The organism is Niveispirillum sp. SYP-B3756, assembly GCF_009495745.1.
Lineage (GTDB): Bacteria > Pseudomonadota > Alphaproteobacteria > Azospirillales > Azospirillaceae > Niveispirillum.
This window is the reverse complement of sequence record NZ_WIDQ01000001.1, coordinates 19,520-34,621: the sequence shown is the minus strand read 5'-3', so window position 1 is coordinate 34,621 and position 15,102 is coordinate 19,520. Positions and strand designations below refer to the sequence as shown.

Sequence of the window (15,102 nt, the reverse complement as noted above, 5' to 3'; positions counted from 1 at the left end):
TTCGGTCGTGTGTGGCAAGGATGCAGGGCCGGAAGAATGGGTCGGATAAACATCCTATACCATTCGGCTATATCATATCCACGCATGTTCGCTTTTGTTCGAGTTTATATTAAACTGCCGTTTATGGAATGGACCGACCAGGCGATCATGATCTCCGCGCGCCCCCATGGGGAGACGGCTGCCCTGGCGGTGCTGCTGACGCGTGACCATGGCCGCCATGCCGGTCTGGTGCATGGCGGCCAGTCCAGCCGCCATCGCGCCACGCTGGAACCGGGCGCCCGCGTCGCTGCCCACTGGCGGGCCCGCCTGTCCGATCAACTGGGCCATTACGCGCTGGAACTGGAACGCGCCACCGCCGCCCAATTGCTGGATGAACCGGACCGGCTGGCCTGTCTGAGTTCTGCCTGCGCCCTGATGGATACGATACTGCCGGAACGCGAGCCGCACCCCGCCCTGTATGAGGCCACACTGGCCTTGTTCGAGGCCTTGCCGCTGGACGTCTGGGCGGAGGTCTATGTCCGGTGGGAGGTGGGGTTGCTGGAGCTGGCCGGATTCGGCCTGGATTTTTCCCGCTGTGCCGCCACGGGGCGGGAACTGGCGGCGCTGGGCAATGAGACGCTGACCCATGTCAGTCCCCGCACCGGCCGCGCCGTCAGCACCAGTGCGGCGGAGCCGTTCAAGGATAAGCTGCTGCCGCTGCCGCCTTTTCTGCTGGGGCTTTCGGCGGGTGGCTATGAAGAGGTAAAGCAGGGGCTGGACCTGACGGGCTATTTCCTGGAACGTTTCGTCTTTGCCCAGCGCCATGTCGATCTGCCGCCGGCCCGGCGGCGCTTCGTAGAACGCTATACCCGTCAGCAAATCATATCTGGTATGGATGGCGCATGACTGACGCCGCTTTTGAAATCGTGGACAAGCGCCTCGCCGATGCCTTGGGTGAGCGTTATTTGTCCTACGCGCTCTCCACCATCGTCTCCCGCTCGCTGCCCGACGTGCGCGACGGGTTGAAGCCTGTGCATCGCCGCATCCTGTTCGCGATGAGCCAGCTGAAGCTGGACCCGAACACGATGCCGAAGAAATCGGCCCGCGTGGTCGGCGATGTGATCGGTAAGTTCCACCCCCATGGCGACCAGTCCGTCTATGACGCGCTGGTGCGGCTGGCACAGGATTTTGCCAGCCGTTACCCGCTGGTGGAAGGCCAGGGTAATTTCGGCAATATCGACGGCGATAACGCCGCCGCCATGCGATATACCGAGGCCAAGCTGACCGAGGTGGCCAAGGCCCTGATGCAGGGGATCGAGGAGGACGCCACCGATTTCCGCCCCACCTATGACGGGGATGGCGAGGAACCGATCGTTCTGCCGGCGGCCTTCCCCAACCTGCTGGCCAATGGCTCGGCCGGTATCGCGGTCGGCATGGCCACCAGCATTCCGCCGCATAATGTCGGCGAAATCTGCGGCGCCTTGAACCTGATCATCGAGCGGGAATTGCTGCCCGCCCCGGAAAAGCGCCGCCCGGTGACGGTGGATGAACTGGTGAGCTGGGTGCGCGGCCCGGATTTCCCCACCGGCGGCGTGCTGGTGGAAAACCGCGCCAACATCATCGAGGCCTATCGTACCGGGCGCGGTGCCTTCCGTACCCGCGCGCGCTGGACCAAGGAAATGCTGAGTCAGGGGACTTGGCAGGTGGTGGTGACGCAGATCCCCTATCAGGTGCAGAAATCGCGCCTGGTGGAGAAGATCGCCGAACTGCTGGCCGAGCGGAAGCTGCCGCTGCTGGAAGATGTGCGTGACGAGTCGGCGGAAGATATCCGGCTGGTGCTTATCCCGAAGAGCCGGAATGTCGATCCGGCCGTGATGATGGAACAGCTGTTCCGCAACACGGACCTGGAAACCCGGTTCAGCCTGAACATGAATGTGCTGGATGGCGGGCTGATTCCCCGCGTCATGAACCTGCACGAGGTGTTGAAGGCGTTCCTGGATCATCGCCAGGATGTGCTGATCCGCCGGTCCCGCCACCGGTTGGGGGAGATCGACCACCGGCTGGAAGTGCTGGGCGGCTATCTCATCGCTTACCTGAACCTGGATGAGGTGATCCGCATCATCCGGGAAGAGGATGAGCCGAAGAAGGAACTGATGCGCACCTTCAGCCTCAGCGATGTGCAGGCAGAGGCCATCTTGAACATGCGGCTGCGCAGCTTGCGCCGGCTGGAGGAGTTTGAGATCAAGAAGGAGCATGATGCCCTGTCGGCGGAGCGGGCCACCCTGGCCAGCCTGCTGGAGGATGAGGGCAAGCGCTGGAAGGCCATCCGCACGGAAGTGCAGCAGATGGACAAGAAATTCGGCCGTTCCACCGCCTTGGGGGAACGAAGGACGGAGATCGGCGAAGCGCCGACCGATCTGGCCGTACCGATGGAAGCCATGATCGAGCGGGAGCCGCTGACCATCTTCCTGTCGGAAAAGGGCTGGATCAGGGCGGTTTCCAAGCATCTGGGGCCGGCTGAAACAGCGGAGACCAAATATAAGGAAGGCGACAAGGAAGGTTTCGTCCTTCATGCGGAGACAGTGGACAAGCTGCTGATCTTCGCCAGTAACGGCAAATTCTATACGCTGGGGGCGGACAAGCTGCCGCGTGGCCGCGGCTTTGGCGAACCGGTACGCCTGATGATCGATCTGGGCGAGGCGGAGATTATCGGCATGTTGCGCCACCGGCCTGGCATCCGTCTGCTGGTGGCCTCCAGCGATGGGCGCGGCTTCCAGGTGGAGGCCGATGATGTGGTGGCGCAGACCCGTGCCGGCAAACAGGTGCTGAACACGGGCGATGGCTCCGCCGCCGTGCTGGCCGTGCCGGTGGAAGGCGATGCCGTCGCCGTGATCGGCAATAACCGCCGCCTGCTGGTGTTCAAGCTGGAAGAAGTGCCGATCATGGCGCGCGGCAAAGGTGTTGCCCTGCAGAAGTACAAGGATGCCAGCCTGTCGGATTTGAAACTGTTCAATCTGGCGGACGGGTTGAGCTGGAAGCTGGGCGGTACGGAAGGCCGGGTGCGTACCGTGGCCATGCCGGAGCTGTCTGGCTGGGTGGCCTTTCGCGGTACGCCCGGCAAGCTGCCGCCCAACGGTTTCCCTAAGAACAACAAATTCACTGACTGAATATGGTGAAATTCCGGCCGGACCTTCTGGATAGATTTGCAGAAGGGCCGGCCGGGGGTACCATCGCTGCTGCCATGGTCCGGTATTCACGGCCGGAGAGAATGGGGAGCGATGATGCGCATGGCCGCAAAGGCCCTGTGCCTGCTGGCGCCGTTCATGACAAGTCTGGTCGCCATACCACAGGCGTCTGCCTCTGAAGTTTTGCAGTTTCTGACCAACATCGCCCCACCTTATCAGGAAATGGTAGAGGGGGCGCTGGATGGCAGTTCCATGCGCACCGTCTCCTGTGTGATGCGGCGGCTTAATCAGCGGTACGAGGTTGACCTTGCCCCCTGGCTGCGTGCGCGCGAGCAGGTACGCCTTGGCGCAGCACAGGGGCTGTTTTCCGTTGCACCGGATTTTGCCGATCTTGCCAATGGCCGTCTTTCCTTGCCCCTGGCATTGGAACGCTGGGTCTGGGTGACAATGCGGGGACCGAAGCCGGCGCGTTTCACCTTGGAGAAAGACCGGCACGTGGCAGCCGTCCTGGGTTCCAACCAGCTGAAATGGCTGGCAGGTCAGGGCGCCGATGCGACCGGGGCAGCCCGCACCGCTGTGCAGTTATTGCGGATGCTGGCCGCCGGTCGGGTTGATGCCGTGCTGGTGGATGAGGCGGAACTGCATGTCGCCTGGAAGGAAGCGGGCGTCGATCCAACGAGTCTGGCCCTGACTTTTGAACGTTACATGCCGCTGGGTGTCTATTTCTCCAACAGCTTTCTTGCTGCGCACCCCGGATTTCTGGATCGCTTCAATCAGGAAATTGCGGCCTGTCCTTCATCCAACATGGCCCTGTCGCCCATGGAACGTCGGGTGGTTCTGCAGGTGGCTCAGCAAATCCGGGCCAATCTTCTGGCAGACCCCCACCTCGTCCCGGCCCTGCTGACGGCAGGCCAGGGGAGTGCTGGTCTGTCCGTGCCGCAGATCATTGAACGTGACAGGATTTACCGGCAGCACCGGGCTGCGATGGACCATCTGCTGGTGCAGGCCGTGCGCAACCATCCGCTTTCGTCCCTGCTGGCGCAATTGCTGGCTTCCACGCATGGGACAGTGGTGGAATTACAGCTGTTTGATGAGGCGGGTCTCACCCTGGCCGCTGATCCGCTGCCAAGCGATCTTTGGCAGGCGGATGAGGCAAAATTCAGCCAGACGGTAGCTCTGGGTCCGGACAGCATCTTCATCGATGCCATCAGTTTTGATGAATCAACCAGCCAGTTCAGTGTTCAGGTCAGTTTCGCCCTGCCGGGAAAGGAACCCAACCGGGTTGCCGGTGGGTTGACCGTCGGTCTGAATATCGAACAGACGCTGAATTCACATCATATCAATCCCCCTTGATCGTGACCGAGCCAGGGGGATTTTGTGTTCCCTTATGCGCCGGGCGGGCGCATCCGCGCCCTTGGCTTGCGCCGCTACCAAGCGGCGGGTCGGCGGTCGCCGGCCTCCAATCCACCTGAAGGTCAACCATCAGGTGGATTGGCAGCAGCACTGGGCGGGTTCGCCCCCCTCCCCGTCGGGCTCATCGGGGGGCGCTGTCTTTGGCTCAAGCGGCGCGGATATTGCTCAGGAACTGGCCAATTTCCTCCCGCAGTTCTTCAGCATCACGGGCCAGCTTGCCTGACGCGGTCAGCACATTGCCGGCGGCATCACCGGTATCTTCCGCCGCCTGCTTTACCTCGATCAGGCCGCTGGAAATCTGCTGTGAGCCATGGGCGGCCTGCTGCACATTGCGGGCGATTTCTGCTGTGGCGGCACCCTGCTCTTCCACGGCAGAGGCGATGGTGGTGGCGATTTCGCTGACCCGCCGGATGGTGGCTTCGATATCGCCGATGGCGGAGACGACGCCATTCGTTGCCGACTGAATCTGTGCCACCTGGCTGGAGATATCGTCGGTGGCGCGGGCGGTCTGGCCGGCCAGATTCTTCACCTCGCTGGCCACCACAGCGAAACCCTTGCCGGCTTCCCCAGCGCGGGCGGCTTCGATGGTGGCGTTCAGGGCCAGCAGGTTGGTCTGGCCGGCGATGTCGGTGATCAGCTGTACCACCTCACCGATGCGCTGGGCGGCATCGGCCAGGGTATGAACCGTGGCGCCGGCCTGTCGGACTTCACCAACGGCGGTGCCGGCGATCTTGGCGCTTTCCGCCACCTGCCGCCCGATTTCCTGGCTGGAGGAGGCCAGTTCCTCCGTGGCGGCGGCCACGGTCTGCACATTGGCCGACGTCTGGCCGGAGGCGGCGGCCGACATGGCCACCTGACGCGTCGTCTGCTCCACGGAACCAGACATGGTGCGGGCCGTGCTGTCCAGCTCCACCGCGGCGGTGGCCAGCATCCCTAATGTTTCTGCCGACTGGCCTTCGAACCGGGCGATCAGCGCTTCCACCCGGGCGACGCGCTGGTCACGGGCGGCAGCGGCGGCGGCAGCTTCGCTTTCCAGACGGCGTTGTTCCAGCGCACCCTGCTTGAACACGGTCAGGCCACGGGCAATATCGCCCACCTCGTCCGAGCGTTCCGCCCCTTCAATGGCAACCGTCAGATCGCCGCCGGCCATCTGGTTGATGGCCTGGGTGATGCGGGCCAGCGGATTGACCACGCGGCGGGTGAATAAAACAGCAGGCGTGATGACGGCCGCCGCAATGGCCAGACACAGCAGGATGTCCAGGATGATATTGGTCCGTGCCGCAGTCACTTCCCCGTTCAGATAGTCGCTGCCAGTGGTCAGGGCCAGATCGCGCAGGTCGATGATCGTGCTTTGATTGGAAGATTGCAGCTTGCGGAAGGGGGCAACCTCCAGCCCGGTCTGACCGTCGAGGCGCATGGCCGCTTCGACCTTCTTGTAAATTTCCCCCTGGGACGTGATGTATTTCGCCACCACCTGGTCTATGGCTGGTGCCAGCGCTTCGGGGCGGTCAACCTGACCGGCCAGCAGCTTGACGCGGCGCCAGAGTTCGTCGACGCGGGCGCTCAGTTCGGCGAGCTTTTCAAACTGTTCCGGCTTGGCGGGCGCGCGCATGGTGACGAACTGGGTCATCAGCGTGCTTTTCGCCCCGACGGCCAGACGCATATCCATTGCCACGCGGGCGGTGGAGACATAATCCCCTGCGGAATCGTCGAATTCATTGATGTTGGTTTCTATCTCGTCCAGTGCTGCTCCCAAGGAATCCAGCAGCACCGTCAAGCGGTTGGAATAATTCTTCACCATATTCTGGTCGCGCTGGTCGGCAGGCTTGAGGCCTTCTGCCATGGCGGCACTGCGCAACGCTTCCACCTCACGGCTGAAATTGTCGAATGCGGCACGTGCCTTTGCCGCATTGGCCAGCTTCTGCATGACTTTGGATGCTGCCTCCGTGGCATTCCGGCTGGCGGTGACCTGCTCCGTCATCGCCTTGCGCAGGGAATCTTCTGCCGGCTTTTCGTTGATCAACGCCAGATTGATGCTGCCACGCTCAATCGCCACCAGCTCCAACACCTTGACCAGCTTGCTGGCGGCATCAATCTGCTTCAGGGTCTCACTACCGGCATTGTAGCGGGCGATCTGGCCGCTCAGTATCAGCAGTGACATGATGATGGCGATCATGCCAGTGATCGATACGCAAATGATGAAGAAATTCTTAACGCGCATTTTAGGCTCTATCTCCCTGTGTAAGAGAATAAATTAAGCCGCTTATGGCATTTTATAAATTCAAAGACCCTTTTTGAATTTGCATATCGGCCTTCCTGTGTAAGGCATGTCTATCGTTATCTTCTTATTTACCCATTAATATTGCGTTAACTATTTAATTATTTTAGGTAATTGTTCGGATTATTAAATATATAAACGATGGCGGGAAATAAAACAGGCCATGGCGGGGTGCCGCCATGGCCTGTTCAGCGAGCAACCGGATCAATAAAGCCGGCTTCTGATTATAGGTATGTCAATAGGTCAATCGAACGCCCAGTTTTCCGGTCCAGCTATATTCTTCATATTGCAGCAGGCGGTCGCCGTTCGGCCCCTTCTGATAGGCCAGATAGGGCTCATCACCCAGGTTCACCAGTTCGCCGAACAACTGGATCGTGTCATTGACCTTGTACTTGGCCGTCAAGTCCCACTGCATATGGTCCTTGACGTAGCGGTCTTCCAGGGCGCTGGCGCCCAATTCATCCAGATACCCGCTGCGGTAGGTGGTGGCGATGCGCAGGCTGATCGGGCCCTTCTCATAACCCACCATGCCGGTCAGCGTGTTCTTGGAAGAAGCGGGCAGGGGGATGGAACGGCCCAGAACATCCCCCTTGGCATCGGTATAGGTGTAGTTCAAAGAGAAGAGCAAGCCGTCCAGCGGTTCCGGCAGGAACAGCAACGATTGCTGATAATTGGCCTCGAACCCCTTCACCGTTGCGTCGTCGCCATTGATGGGAATGACGGCCTTGTTGTAGGCGACGCCGTTCAAGCGGCCATTCTTGAACGTGGCATCGACAATGTAATCCTTGATCGTCTTGTAGAAGAAGCCGCCGGACAGCACCGCCTCGCGTGTGGGATACCATTCGGCGCTGACATCGAAGTTCCAGGCGCGGTAGGGATCAAGGCCGGGATTGCCGAATGTGCCTTTGCGCTCGCCATCTTCGGATTCCTCCACCACAAAGCGCGGCGCAATCTTGCCGATACCGGGTCGCACCACGGAACGGAAGGTACCGGCCCGCAGCACCACATCATCATCGGCCTCATACCGTAGTGACAGGCTGGGCAGCCAGTCAGTGTAATCCCGCTTCTGGCTGTTGGGTGTCACAAAAACGGTGTCGTCCTTCAACGTCACGCCGTTGCGCTTGCTGCCGGCGGTCACCAGTTCTACCAGATTGCCGCCCAGCTTGTTGCGCGTATGCTCCATCCGCAGGCCGCCAATGGCCAACAGCGAGCCGTTTTCATAGCGGCCCATCAGATAGCCGGCATAGATATCCTCATCGACATTATAGTCGGCGACGGCAGAATCATTCTGCGTGTCGACCTTGCTGAGGCTGAGCCGGCCGCGATTATTGACCAGAAAGCCTTCCAGCCCGCGCTTGGAGGGAACGGGATCAATATCAGTGATCTGATAAGTGGCGTCGCCCAGCACATCGGCCAAGGTAAAGCTGCCGCTGATGCCTTTGTAATAATTGACGTTCTTGTCATAGTCCTTCTGGCGCAGCCGGGCCTTGGCGCCGAATTTAAGGTCGAACTGTCCCTGGTCCAGGCCGAAGCTGCGGGTAATATCCGCTTTGAGGCCCCATTCTTCGTCCTGCGCGTCGCTGAGGGCGGTTTCTTTCAACTGGTAGAAGCTGTACCGGCTGGGGGCCAGGAAATTGGCCTGGCCGGTGCCGAAATCGAAGCGGGGCTTGCCCAGGTCACTGTAATCAAACCCGACGGTACCCCGGCTGGAGCCAGAGCCGCTGAAGCGCTGGCGGAAGCGGCCGGGATCGAGTGATCCATCCTCCTTTTCATTCGCCAGTCCGTAAGAGACGGAATAGTCGAAGGTCCAGGCATCGGCATGGGTTTCACCGCCGGCCACCAGTGATGTCATGGTCTGGCGTTCAAACCGGTCCTTCAGGTCACGGATGACGGTGAAGCGCTCACCGGCCGCGCTGTCGAAGCGGGCGGTTGTGGCGCTGCCACTGACCGGCGTGGCGTCTTCCATGTCGAAAATCAGCCGGCGGCGATATTCCTGATCGTCGAACCGGCTATAAAGGCCGCGCAGATAGAGGTCGGTATTGTCACTGGCTATGTAATCGAAGGAAAGTGAAGCGCCGATGCGCGTCCGCTCCACATCATAATCCCGATACTGCACCGTGTCGGCATAAGTGATGCCATTGGCGGTTTTCCAGCCTTCCGCCTCGATATTGTCGGTGGCGAACTTGCGTTTATTGTACGAGAAGCCACCCGCCAGGCCCAAACGGTCGGTCAGCTTGGTGGAAAAATCCACGCTGGCCTTGGGCGATACTTGGGTCGTTTTCTCGTTATAGCCGCCTTCCAGCTTGATCCCAAGATAGGGTTTGCTGCGTTCCAGCGCGCTGGTGGTGTTGATCTCGATGGAGGCGCCGATCGTATCGGCGTCCATGTCCGGGGTCAGGGTCTTCTTGACCTCGATGGATTCCACCAGTTCGGTCGGGATCACATCCAGCGCCACGCCGCGGATATCGGCTTCGGGGGCCGGCGTGCGCACACCGTTGATGGAAGCGGCGTTCAGGTTCGGGTCCAGGCCGCGCACGGCAATGAAGCGGCCCTCGCCCTGATCGTTCAGCACATTGACGCCGGAAAGGCGGCGGACAGCTTCGGCGGCGTTCTGGTCGGGGAACTGGCCGGCGCTGTCGCGCGTCACCACACCCTGGATGCCATCAGCAGAACGCTGGCGGGAAATGGCCGAGGCCATATTGGCACGCTGGCCGACGACAACCAGCTCCGCCATCTGATCGCCGGTGCCATAGAGGATGTCCGCCACCACGGTGCCGGTGGCCGGCACGGTGACCGGCTGGCGCTGTTCCTGCCCGGCGCTGTAGCTGGCGCGCAATGTGTAGGTGCCGCTCGTCACATCGGCAAAGCGGAAGCTGCCATCGGCCTGGGTTGCAGCCTTGCGGCCCAGCTCGACAATCTCCACCTCGGCACCAGCCAGGGCCTGCGCGCCACCATCCACGGTGACGCGGCCGGCAACTTCACCGGCCATCGCATTGCCGCCCAGGACAAGCCCGGCACTGAGCGCGGTGGCGGAGAGCAGCAGAAAACGGTTTAATTGAATCGACACGGCCAACCCCAATCCCAATATCGTTGGGAGGGCTGTGCCGCATCCGCGTTACAACGACATTGCAACGCGATGAAGTTTCCACCTCAGGCTGCCTGCATCTGTATGGGTGTTGCGCAACAGCATCATGCCAGCGGTATCAGTTGGTCATGCCGGCCCGGCTTTCCACCATCACCCTTATATCCTGGGCGCGAATCCATTCAGGCGACCCGGCGGGCAACAGCCGTTCGGCCCGGTCGGCATGGAACTTGGCGGCGCGGATATCGCCGCGCGCCAGCGCCTCTTCCGCCCGAGCATAGGCCAGTTGGGGCTGCCGGTCGGCCCGGCTATAGGCGCTGGAGAGCAGCCGCCAGACCAGGGCGGAACCGGGCTCCTGGCGGGCGGCGGCATTCAGGTGGCCGATGGCTTCATCCAGGAAACGGTCATCCCCCACCTCCAGCAGTGCATGACCCAGGGAGGAGCGCAGCAGGCCGGATTCCGGGTCCAGCCGCACCGATTCCCGATAGGGGATCACGGCATCGGCGGGGCGGCCATCTTCAAACAGGATCTGTCCCTTCAATTCATAGAAATAAGCGTTGTTCTTTTCCTGTGCGATCAGCCCGTCCGTCAGGTTCAGGGCCTCGCTGGTGCGGCCCTTCTGGTAGAGCGCGATGGCGCGGCCATAGCGGGCAGGCAGGGCATTATCCTTGGCATCATAATGGCGCAGCGCCTGATCGGGCCGCAGGAAGCCCATCAGCTTGGCCACCATCCGCTCGTGCTTGTCGTAGAAATCCTCCGGGAAGCGCTTGCCGTTATTCTTCGACTGGGTTTCCACGAAGTAACGGATGGCCTGGATACGGTTCTGGGTCAGCGGGTGGGTGCGGACAAATTCCACCTGCCGGTTTTCCGGCAGCAATTCCTGTCCGGCCAACCTCTGCATCATGGCCAGCAGCCCTTCCGAGCTCCAGCCATTCTTTTCCAGATAGACCGTGGCGGCGGCGTCGGCGGAACCTTCCTGGGCGCGGGTGAAGGCGAAGAAGGTACGCATCGCCGCTTCCTGCCCGCCGCCCAGCACGCCCATGCCGATATCCGACCGGCCGGCGCCTAAGGCCGCCGCCAGGCCCAGCAGGGTGAAGATGGTGGCGATGGTGGCGGCATCCGACATGGCATCGCTGCTGCGGGCCAGATGGCCGCCGGCAATATGGCCGGTTTCGTGCGCCGTCACCCCGATCAGTTCCGGCAGGGTGGTATCCATCAGGAAGCCGGTATGGAAGAACATGTTCTGTCCGCCGGCGACGAAGGCGTTCAGCGAATCCGCCCGCACCAGCCCGATCGTCACCGCCTCCGGCACCACGCCGGCGGCGTTGAAGATGGGGGTGGCGTAGTCGCGCAATATATGCTCGATTTCGGTGTCGCGGATGAAACTGATCGACCGTTGCGCCAGCGCTGGCTGCACGATCAGGGTCGCCGAGATCAGCAAGGCCACGGCCGTCCTGGCAATCCGCTTTGGAACCGCAAACATGAGTCTATCCATTGCCAACGCCCCTCACCCCGACACTAGCCATGAAAATTGGGGCGAGGGAAGGGCGCAGTTCAAGGGGCAGGGGACGAATTGGGCGGCATCGGCGCGCGGCACTGTCGCGCCCTTCATCGTGATGGAGGTGATGCGCGCCGCCAATGAGCGCGCTGCGGCCGGCGGTGACGTACTGCATCTGGAAATCGGCCAGCCCAGCACGTCCGCCCCGCCCAAGGTGATTGAGGCGGCGCGGGCCGCCCTTGATGCCGACAAGATCGGCTATACCGATGCCTTTGGGGTGCCGGTGCTGCGCGAGGCAATTGCCCGCTGGTATCGTGACCGCTATGGCGTTGCGGTGCCGGCAGAGCGCATCGCCGTCACCACCGGTTCCTCGGCCGGGTTCCTGCTGGGCTTTCTGGCGGCGTTCGAACCGGGGGACCGGGTGGCCCTGGCCTCCCCTGGCTATCCCGCCTATCGCAATATCCTGAAGGCGCTGGGGCTGGAAGCGGTGGAGATTGAGACGGGGCCGGAAACCCGGTTCCAGCCCACCCCGGCGCAACTGGCCGCCTTGGACCGGCCGGTGCGCGGGCTGGTCGTGGCCAGCCCGTCGAACCCCGCCGGCACCATGCTGTCCCCGACGGCGCTGGGCGAGTTGGCGCGCTGGTGCGAGGAAAATGGTGTGCGGCTGGTCAGTGACGAGATTTACCATGGGATTGAGTTTGGCCCGGTGCCGGCCCAGACGGCGCTGGCTTTTTCCGACCGTGCCATCGTGATCAACAGCTTCAGCAAATATTTCAGCATGACGGGCTGGCGGCTGGGCTGGATGGTGGTGCCGCCGGAACTGCTGCGCGCGGCGGAATGTCTGGCGCAGAACCTGTATATTTCCGCGCCCACCCTGTCGCAATATGCCGCTGTGGCGGCCTTCGACAGTGTGGCGGAGGCGGATGGGCATGTTGCCCGCTATCGCCGCAGCCGCGATCTGTTGTTGAACGAGTTGCCCAAGGCCGGGTTCGACCGGCTGGCCCCGGCGGACGGGGCCTTTTATCTTTATGCCGATATCAGCGGTCTGACCGATGACAGCGAGGCGTTCTGCCGCCGCATCCTGGCGGAAACCGGGGTGGCCCTGACGCCGGGGCTGGATTTCGATCCCGCCCGTGGCCGCCATTTCCTGCGTATCAGCTTCGCTGCGTCGGAAACAGAGGTGGCGGAGGCCGCCCGCCGACTGGTGGCATGGCGGCGGTAGAGTCTGTCTGAAATGCTTTCCCTTTCCGTCACCCCGGCGCAGGCCGGGGTCCAGGTTCGTAGAGCAAAGCGCTTGTGCCCCCTGGACCCCGGCCTGCGCCGGGGTGACGGTGGGTACTCAACCTGAAAACGACAGACGCTGCCGCCTTCCGCCCCAATCTTCTTTAAAACCGTACCTCCCCCACCAGGCCGAAGGCGCGCGGATCGCCCAGATTGGCCCACTGATAATTGACGTAACGGCTGGAATAATATTCCCGGTCCAGCAGGTTGGTGACATAGGCATAGACGCCGAACTGCTCCGTCTCATAACCGACCTTTGCGCCCACCAGCAGACGGGCGCTGTTCAGCCGGTCGTTCTGGATGGCGATTTCCGAATAGGAATCGGTGGTGTAATTGGCGTTGACGTTGACATAGATGCCGCTCTCATCCCGCCAGGTGCCGCCGCCGGCAATCGTCCAGCGCGGGGCAAAGCGGAATTCATATCCGGCCAGATTGCGGGCGGTCAGCCCGCTGCCATAGGTGAAATCGTCGAACTTGGTACGGGTATAGCCGACCGAGCCATAGACCGACAAAGCATCGGAGATGACATAGTTCGTCTCCAGCTCCGCCCCATAGAGGTGGGAGGAACCAGCATTTTCCGTCTGTGTGTCATAGACGCTGCCAGAAAGCTGGACGGAGACCTGCTGATCGGTGAAGTCCATATAGAAGGCGTTGGCATTCACCGTCAGCCGCTTGTCCAGCCATTGGCTGCGCAGCGACAATTCATAGTTCCAGACATATTCCGGATCATATTCCACCACCGAGGCGCGGCCGGTATTGATCATCACGCCGCCGGAACGATAGCCGCGCTGGGCGACAAAGCTGGTGGAAAGGTCCGGCGTCCATTCATAGGTGATACCGGCCTTGGGCAGGAAGGCCCCGAAATCCACCGATTTTTCCGGCTGGGAGGAACTGGCGGCCCTGGCTTGCCGGGCCAGTTCGGCATTGATACCGGCGACGATGGTGCTGACCGGGGCGGTAAAACTGGCCGGATTGGGCAGGGTGGAGAGGATGGTTGCCACGTTGTCGACGCTGCGTGTCTGCTTTTCCTTGTCCCAGCGGAAGCCGCCCAGCAGCTTCAATTTGTCGGTGATCTCATAGGTGGCATCAGCGAACAAGGCGTAGGATTCCACATCCTCCGGCGTGTCCTGCCGGGAGCGCAACTGGATATAGGGAGAGGGGTAGAGCGCCATCACATTGTTGGCCAGATTCTGCGGCAGGCCGAACCCGCCCTGCGACGGTGGGGCCACCAGCAGCCTGGCCAGGCCGACATTGACCAGGCTGAGCCCGACGTCGGTATCGGATTTATCATGGGTGCGGCTTTTGGCGTAATAGAGACCGGTCACGCCGGTCAGCCCGCCGAAGTCCAGATTTGCCCGCAGTTCCTGGGACAGGGTGCGGGCGTTGTCTTCCAGCACGCCGGTGCCGATGGGGCTTGCCGTGCGGTCGGTATCGCTCTTGTAGTTATATTTTACCCGGCTCCAGGTGGTCAGCGCTGTCAGGCTGATGGCGGGGGAAAGGCTGTAACTGGCATCCAGTGTGGCAATGTCGGTGCCGACCTTGGTGCGGGTCTCCGCATCGAAAAAGGCCAGCCGGTCCTTGAACGGGTGCGGCGTGCTGATATCGACGTAATTCTCCCCTAAGAAATTCTTGGCGTGGCTGGCATTCAGCTTCACCACCAGATCGGGCAGGCCCGCCGGGGTGAACAGCAGCTTGGCGCGGTAATTCTCCAGCCGCTTGTAATCGGCATGTTCGTTGCGGGTGACATTGCGGATATAGCCGTCGCTATCCGCCCGTTCCGCCGTCAGGCGGAAGGCCAGCATATCTTCCACCAGGCCGCCACCGACGGCGGCGGCATATTCACGTCGGCCGCGCTCGCCAACGATCAGCCGGGCCTTGCCCTTGTACTCAAAGCTGGGATCTTCGGTGGTGACGATGATCGCCCCCGCCAGGGCGTTGCGGCCTTGCATGGTGGATTGCGGCCCGCGCAGGATTTCCACCTGCTTCACATCCCACATATTGATGGAATTGAAGGCGGTGGCCCGGCGCGGCATCACCGCCCCATCGACATAGACCGTGGCCATGGAACCGGAGCCCGCCCCCGAAACGTTCCAGCTATCCATGCCACGGATGGAGAAACCGCGCCCTTCGCGCCCGGCCACATTGGCGGCACGCAGCAGCACGTCGTTCAGGCTGGTCAGCAGTTCGTTGTCGATCTGCTCCTTGCCGATCACCTTCACGCTGGTGGGCGTGTCCTGCACCGACCGGGCCTGTTTTTCACCGGTAACGATGATCTCTTCCACGGTGCCCATATCGGCCACCTGGGTTTGCTGGGCCGGGGCGATCGTGCCACCGGCCAGAAGGGCGACCAGGGCCGCACCGGCCCGCATCAGGTTCTTCTTCAATT

8 protein-coding genes are annotated in these 15,102 nt (G+C 61.8%); 4 read left to right on the top strand and 4 right to left on the bottom strand.

Annotated features, from left to right (window positions below):
* Positions 1-123: 123 nt before the first annotated feature.
* The 3 genes from recO (at position 124) to GE253_RS00100 (ending at position 4,517) form a co-directional block, all read left to right on the top strand.
* Positions 124-885 (top strand): DNA repair protein RecO, encoded by a 762-nt coding sequence (recO, locus tag GE253_RS00110; RefSeq protein ID WP_153202125.1) that lies wholly within the window; start codon positions 124-126, stop codon positions 883-885.
* Entirely contained in the window at positions 882-3,146 is a 2,265-nt protein-coding gene (parC, locus tag GE253_RS00105) for a DNA topoisomerase IV subunit A (RefSeq protein WP_153202124.1), read from the top strand. The genes recO and parC overlap by 4 nt, the downstream gene beginning before the upstream one ends.
* A gap of 120 nt (positions 3,147-3,266) precedes the next feature.
* On the top strand, positions 3,267-4,517 hold the full coding sequence (locus tag GE253_RS00100) for a hypothetical protein (protein WP_153202123.1): 1,251 nt from the start codon (positions 3,267-3,269) through the stop codon (positions 4,515-4,517).
* Positions 4,518-4,722: 205 nt separating this feature from the next.
* Here the strand turns inward: GE253_RS00100 and GE253_RS00095 are convergent, their stop codons facing one another.
* The 3 genes from GE253_RS00095 to GE253_RS00085 all read right to left on the bottom strand — a co-directional run bounded on the left by GE253_RS00095 (position 4,723) and on the right by GE253_RS00085 (position 11,420).
* Positions 4,723-6,798 carry a HAMP domain-containing methyl-accepting chemotaxis protein gene (locus GE253_RS00095; protein ID WP_153202122.1) on the bottom strand — a complete coding sequence of 692 codons (2,076 nt, stop codon included), beginning with the start codon at positions 6,796-6,798 and terminating at the stop codon, positions 4,723-4,725.
* A gap of 292 nt (positions 6,799-7,090) precedes the next feature.
* The gene (locus GE253_RS00090; RefSeq protein WP_211101309.1) at positions 7,091-9,922 is read right to left on the bottom strand and encodes a TonB-dependent receptor; all 2,832 of its coding nucleotides are present in this window, start codon (positions 9,920-9,922) and stop codon (positions 7,091-7,093) included.
* A 136-nt stretch (positions 9,923-10,058) separates the two neighbouring features.
* Positions 10,059-11,420, bottom strand: coding sequence for a M48 family metalloprotease (locus tag GE253_RS00085; RefSeq protein WP_153202121.1), 1,362 nt, complete (start codon positions 11,418-11,420; stop codon positions 10,059-10,061).
* A 133-nt stretch (positions 11,421-11,553) separates the two neighbouring features.
* Here GE253_RS00085 and GE253_RS00080 point away from each other — a divergent pair, with 133 nt between their 5' ends.
* A complete protein-coding gene (locus GE253_RS00080) occupies positions 11,554-12,657 on the top strand; it encodes a pyridoxal phosphate-dependent aminotransferase (protein ID WP_247878452.1) in 1,104 nt (367 codons plus the stop codon).
* Positions 12,658-12,820: 163 nt separating this feature from the next.
* On the opposite strand, the gene GE253_RS00075 is transcribed toward GE253_RS00080, so the two are convergent.
* Entirely contained in the window at positions 12,821-15,100 is a 2,280-nt protein-coding gene (locus GE253_RS00075) for a TonB-dependent receptor (RefSeq protein WP_173012413.1), read from the bottom strand.
* Positions 15,101-15,102: the final 2 nt, after the last annotated feature.

Coding starts and splice junctions, on each gene's coding strand:
- GE253_RS00085 (WP_153202121.1), bottom strand. CDS start 11,420: ATGTTTGCGGTTCCAAAGCGGATTGCCAGGACGGCCGTGGCCTTGCTG.
- GE253_RS00095 (WP_153202122.1), bottom strand. CDS start 6,798: ATGCGCGTTAAGAATTTCTTCATCATTTGCGTATCGATCACTGGCATG.
- recO (WP_153202125.1), top strand. CDS start 124: ATGGAATGGACCGACCAGGCGATCATGATCTCCGCGCGCCCCCATGGG.
- parC (WP_153202124.1), top strand. CDS start 882: ATGACTGACGCCGCTTTTGAAATCGTGGACAAGCGCCTCGCCGATGCC.
- GE253_RS00080 (WP_247878452.1), top strand. CDS start 11,554: ATGGAGGTGATGCGCGCCGCCAATGAGCGCGCTGCGGCCGGCGGTGAC.
- GE253_RS00100 (WP_153202123.1), top strand. CDS start 3,267: ATGGCCGCAAAGGCCCTGTGCCTGCTGGCGCCGTTCATGACAAGTCTG.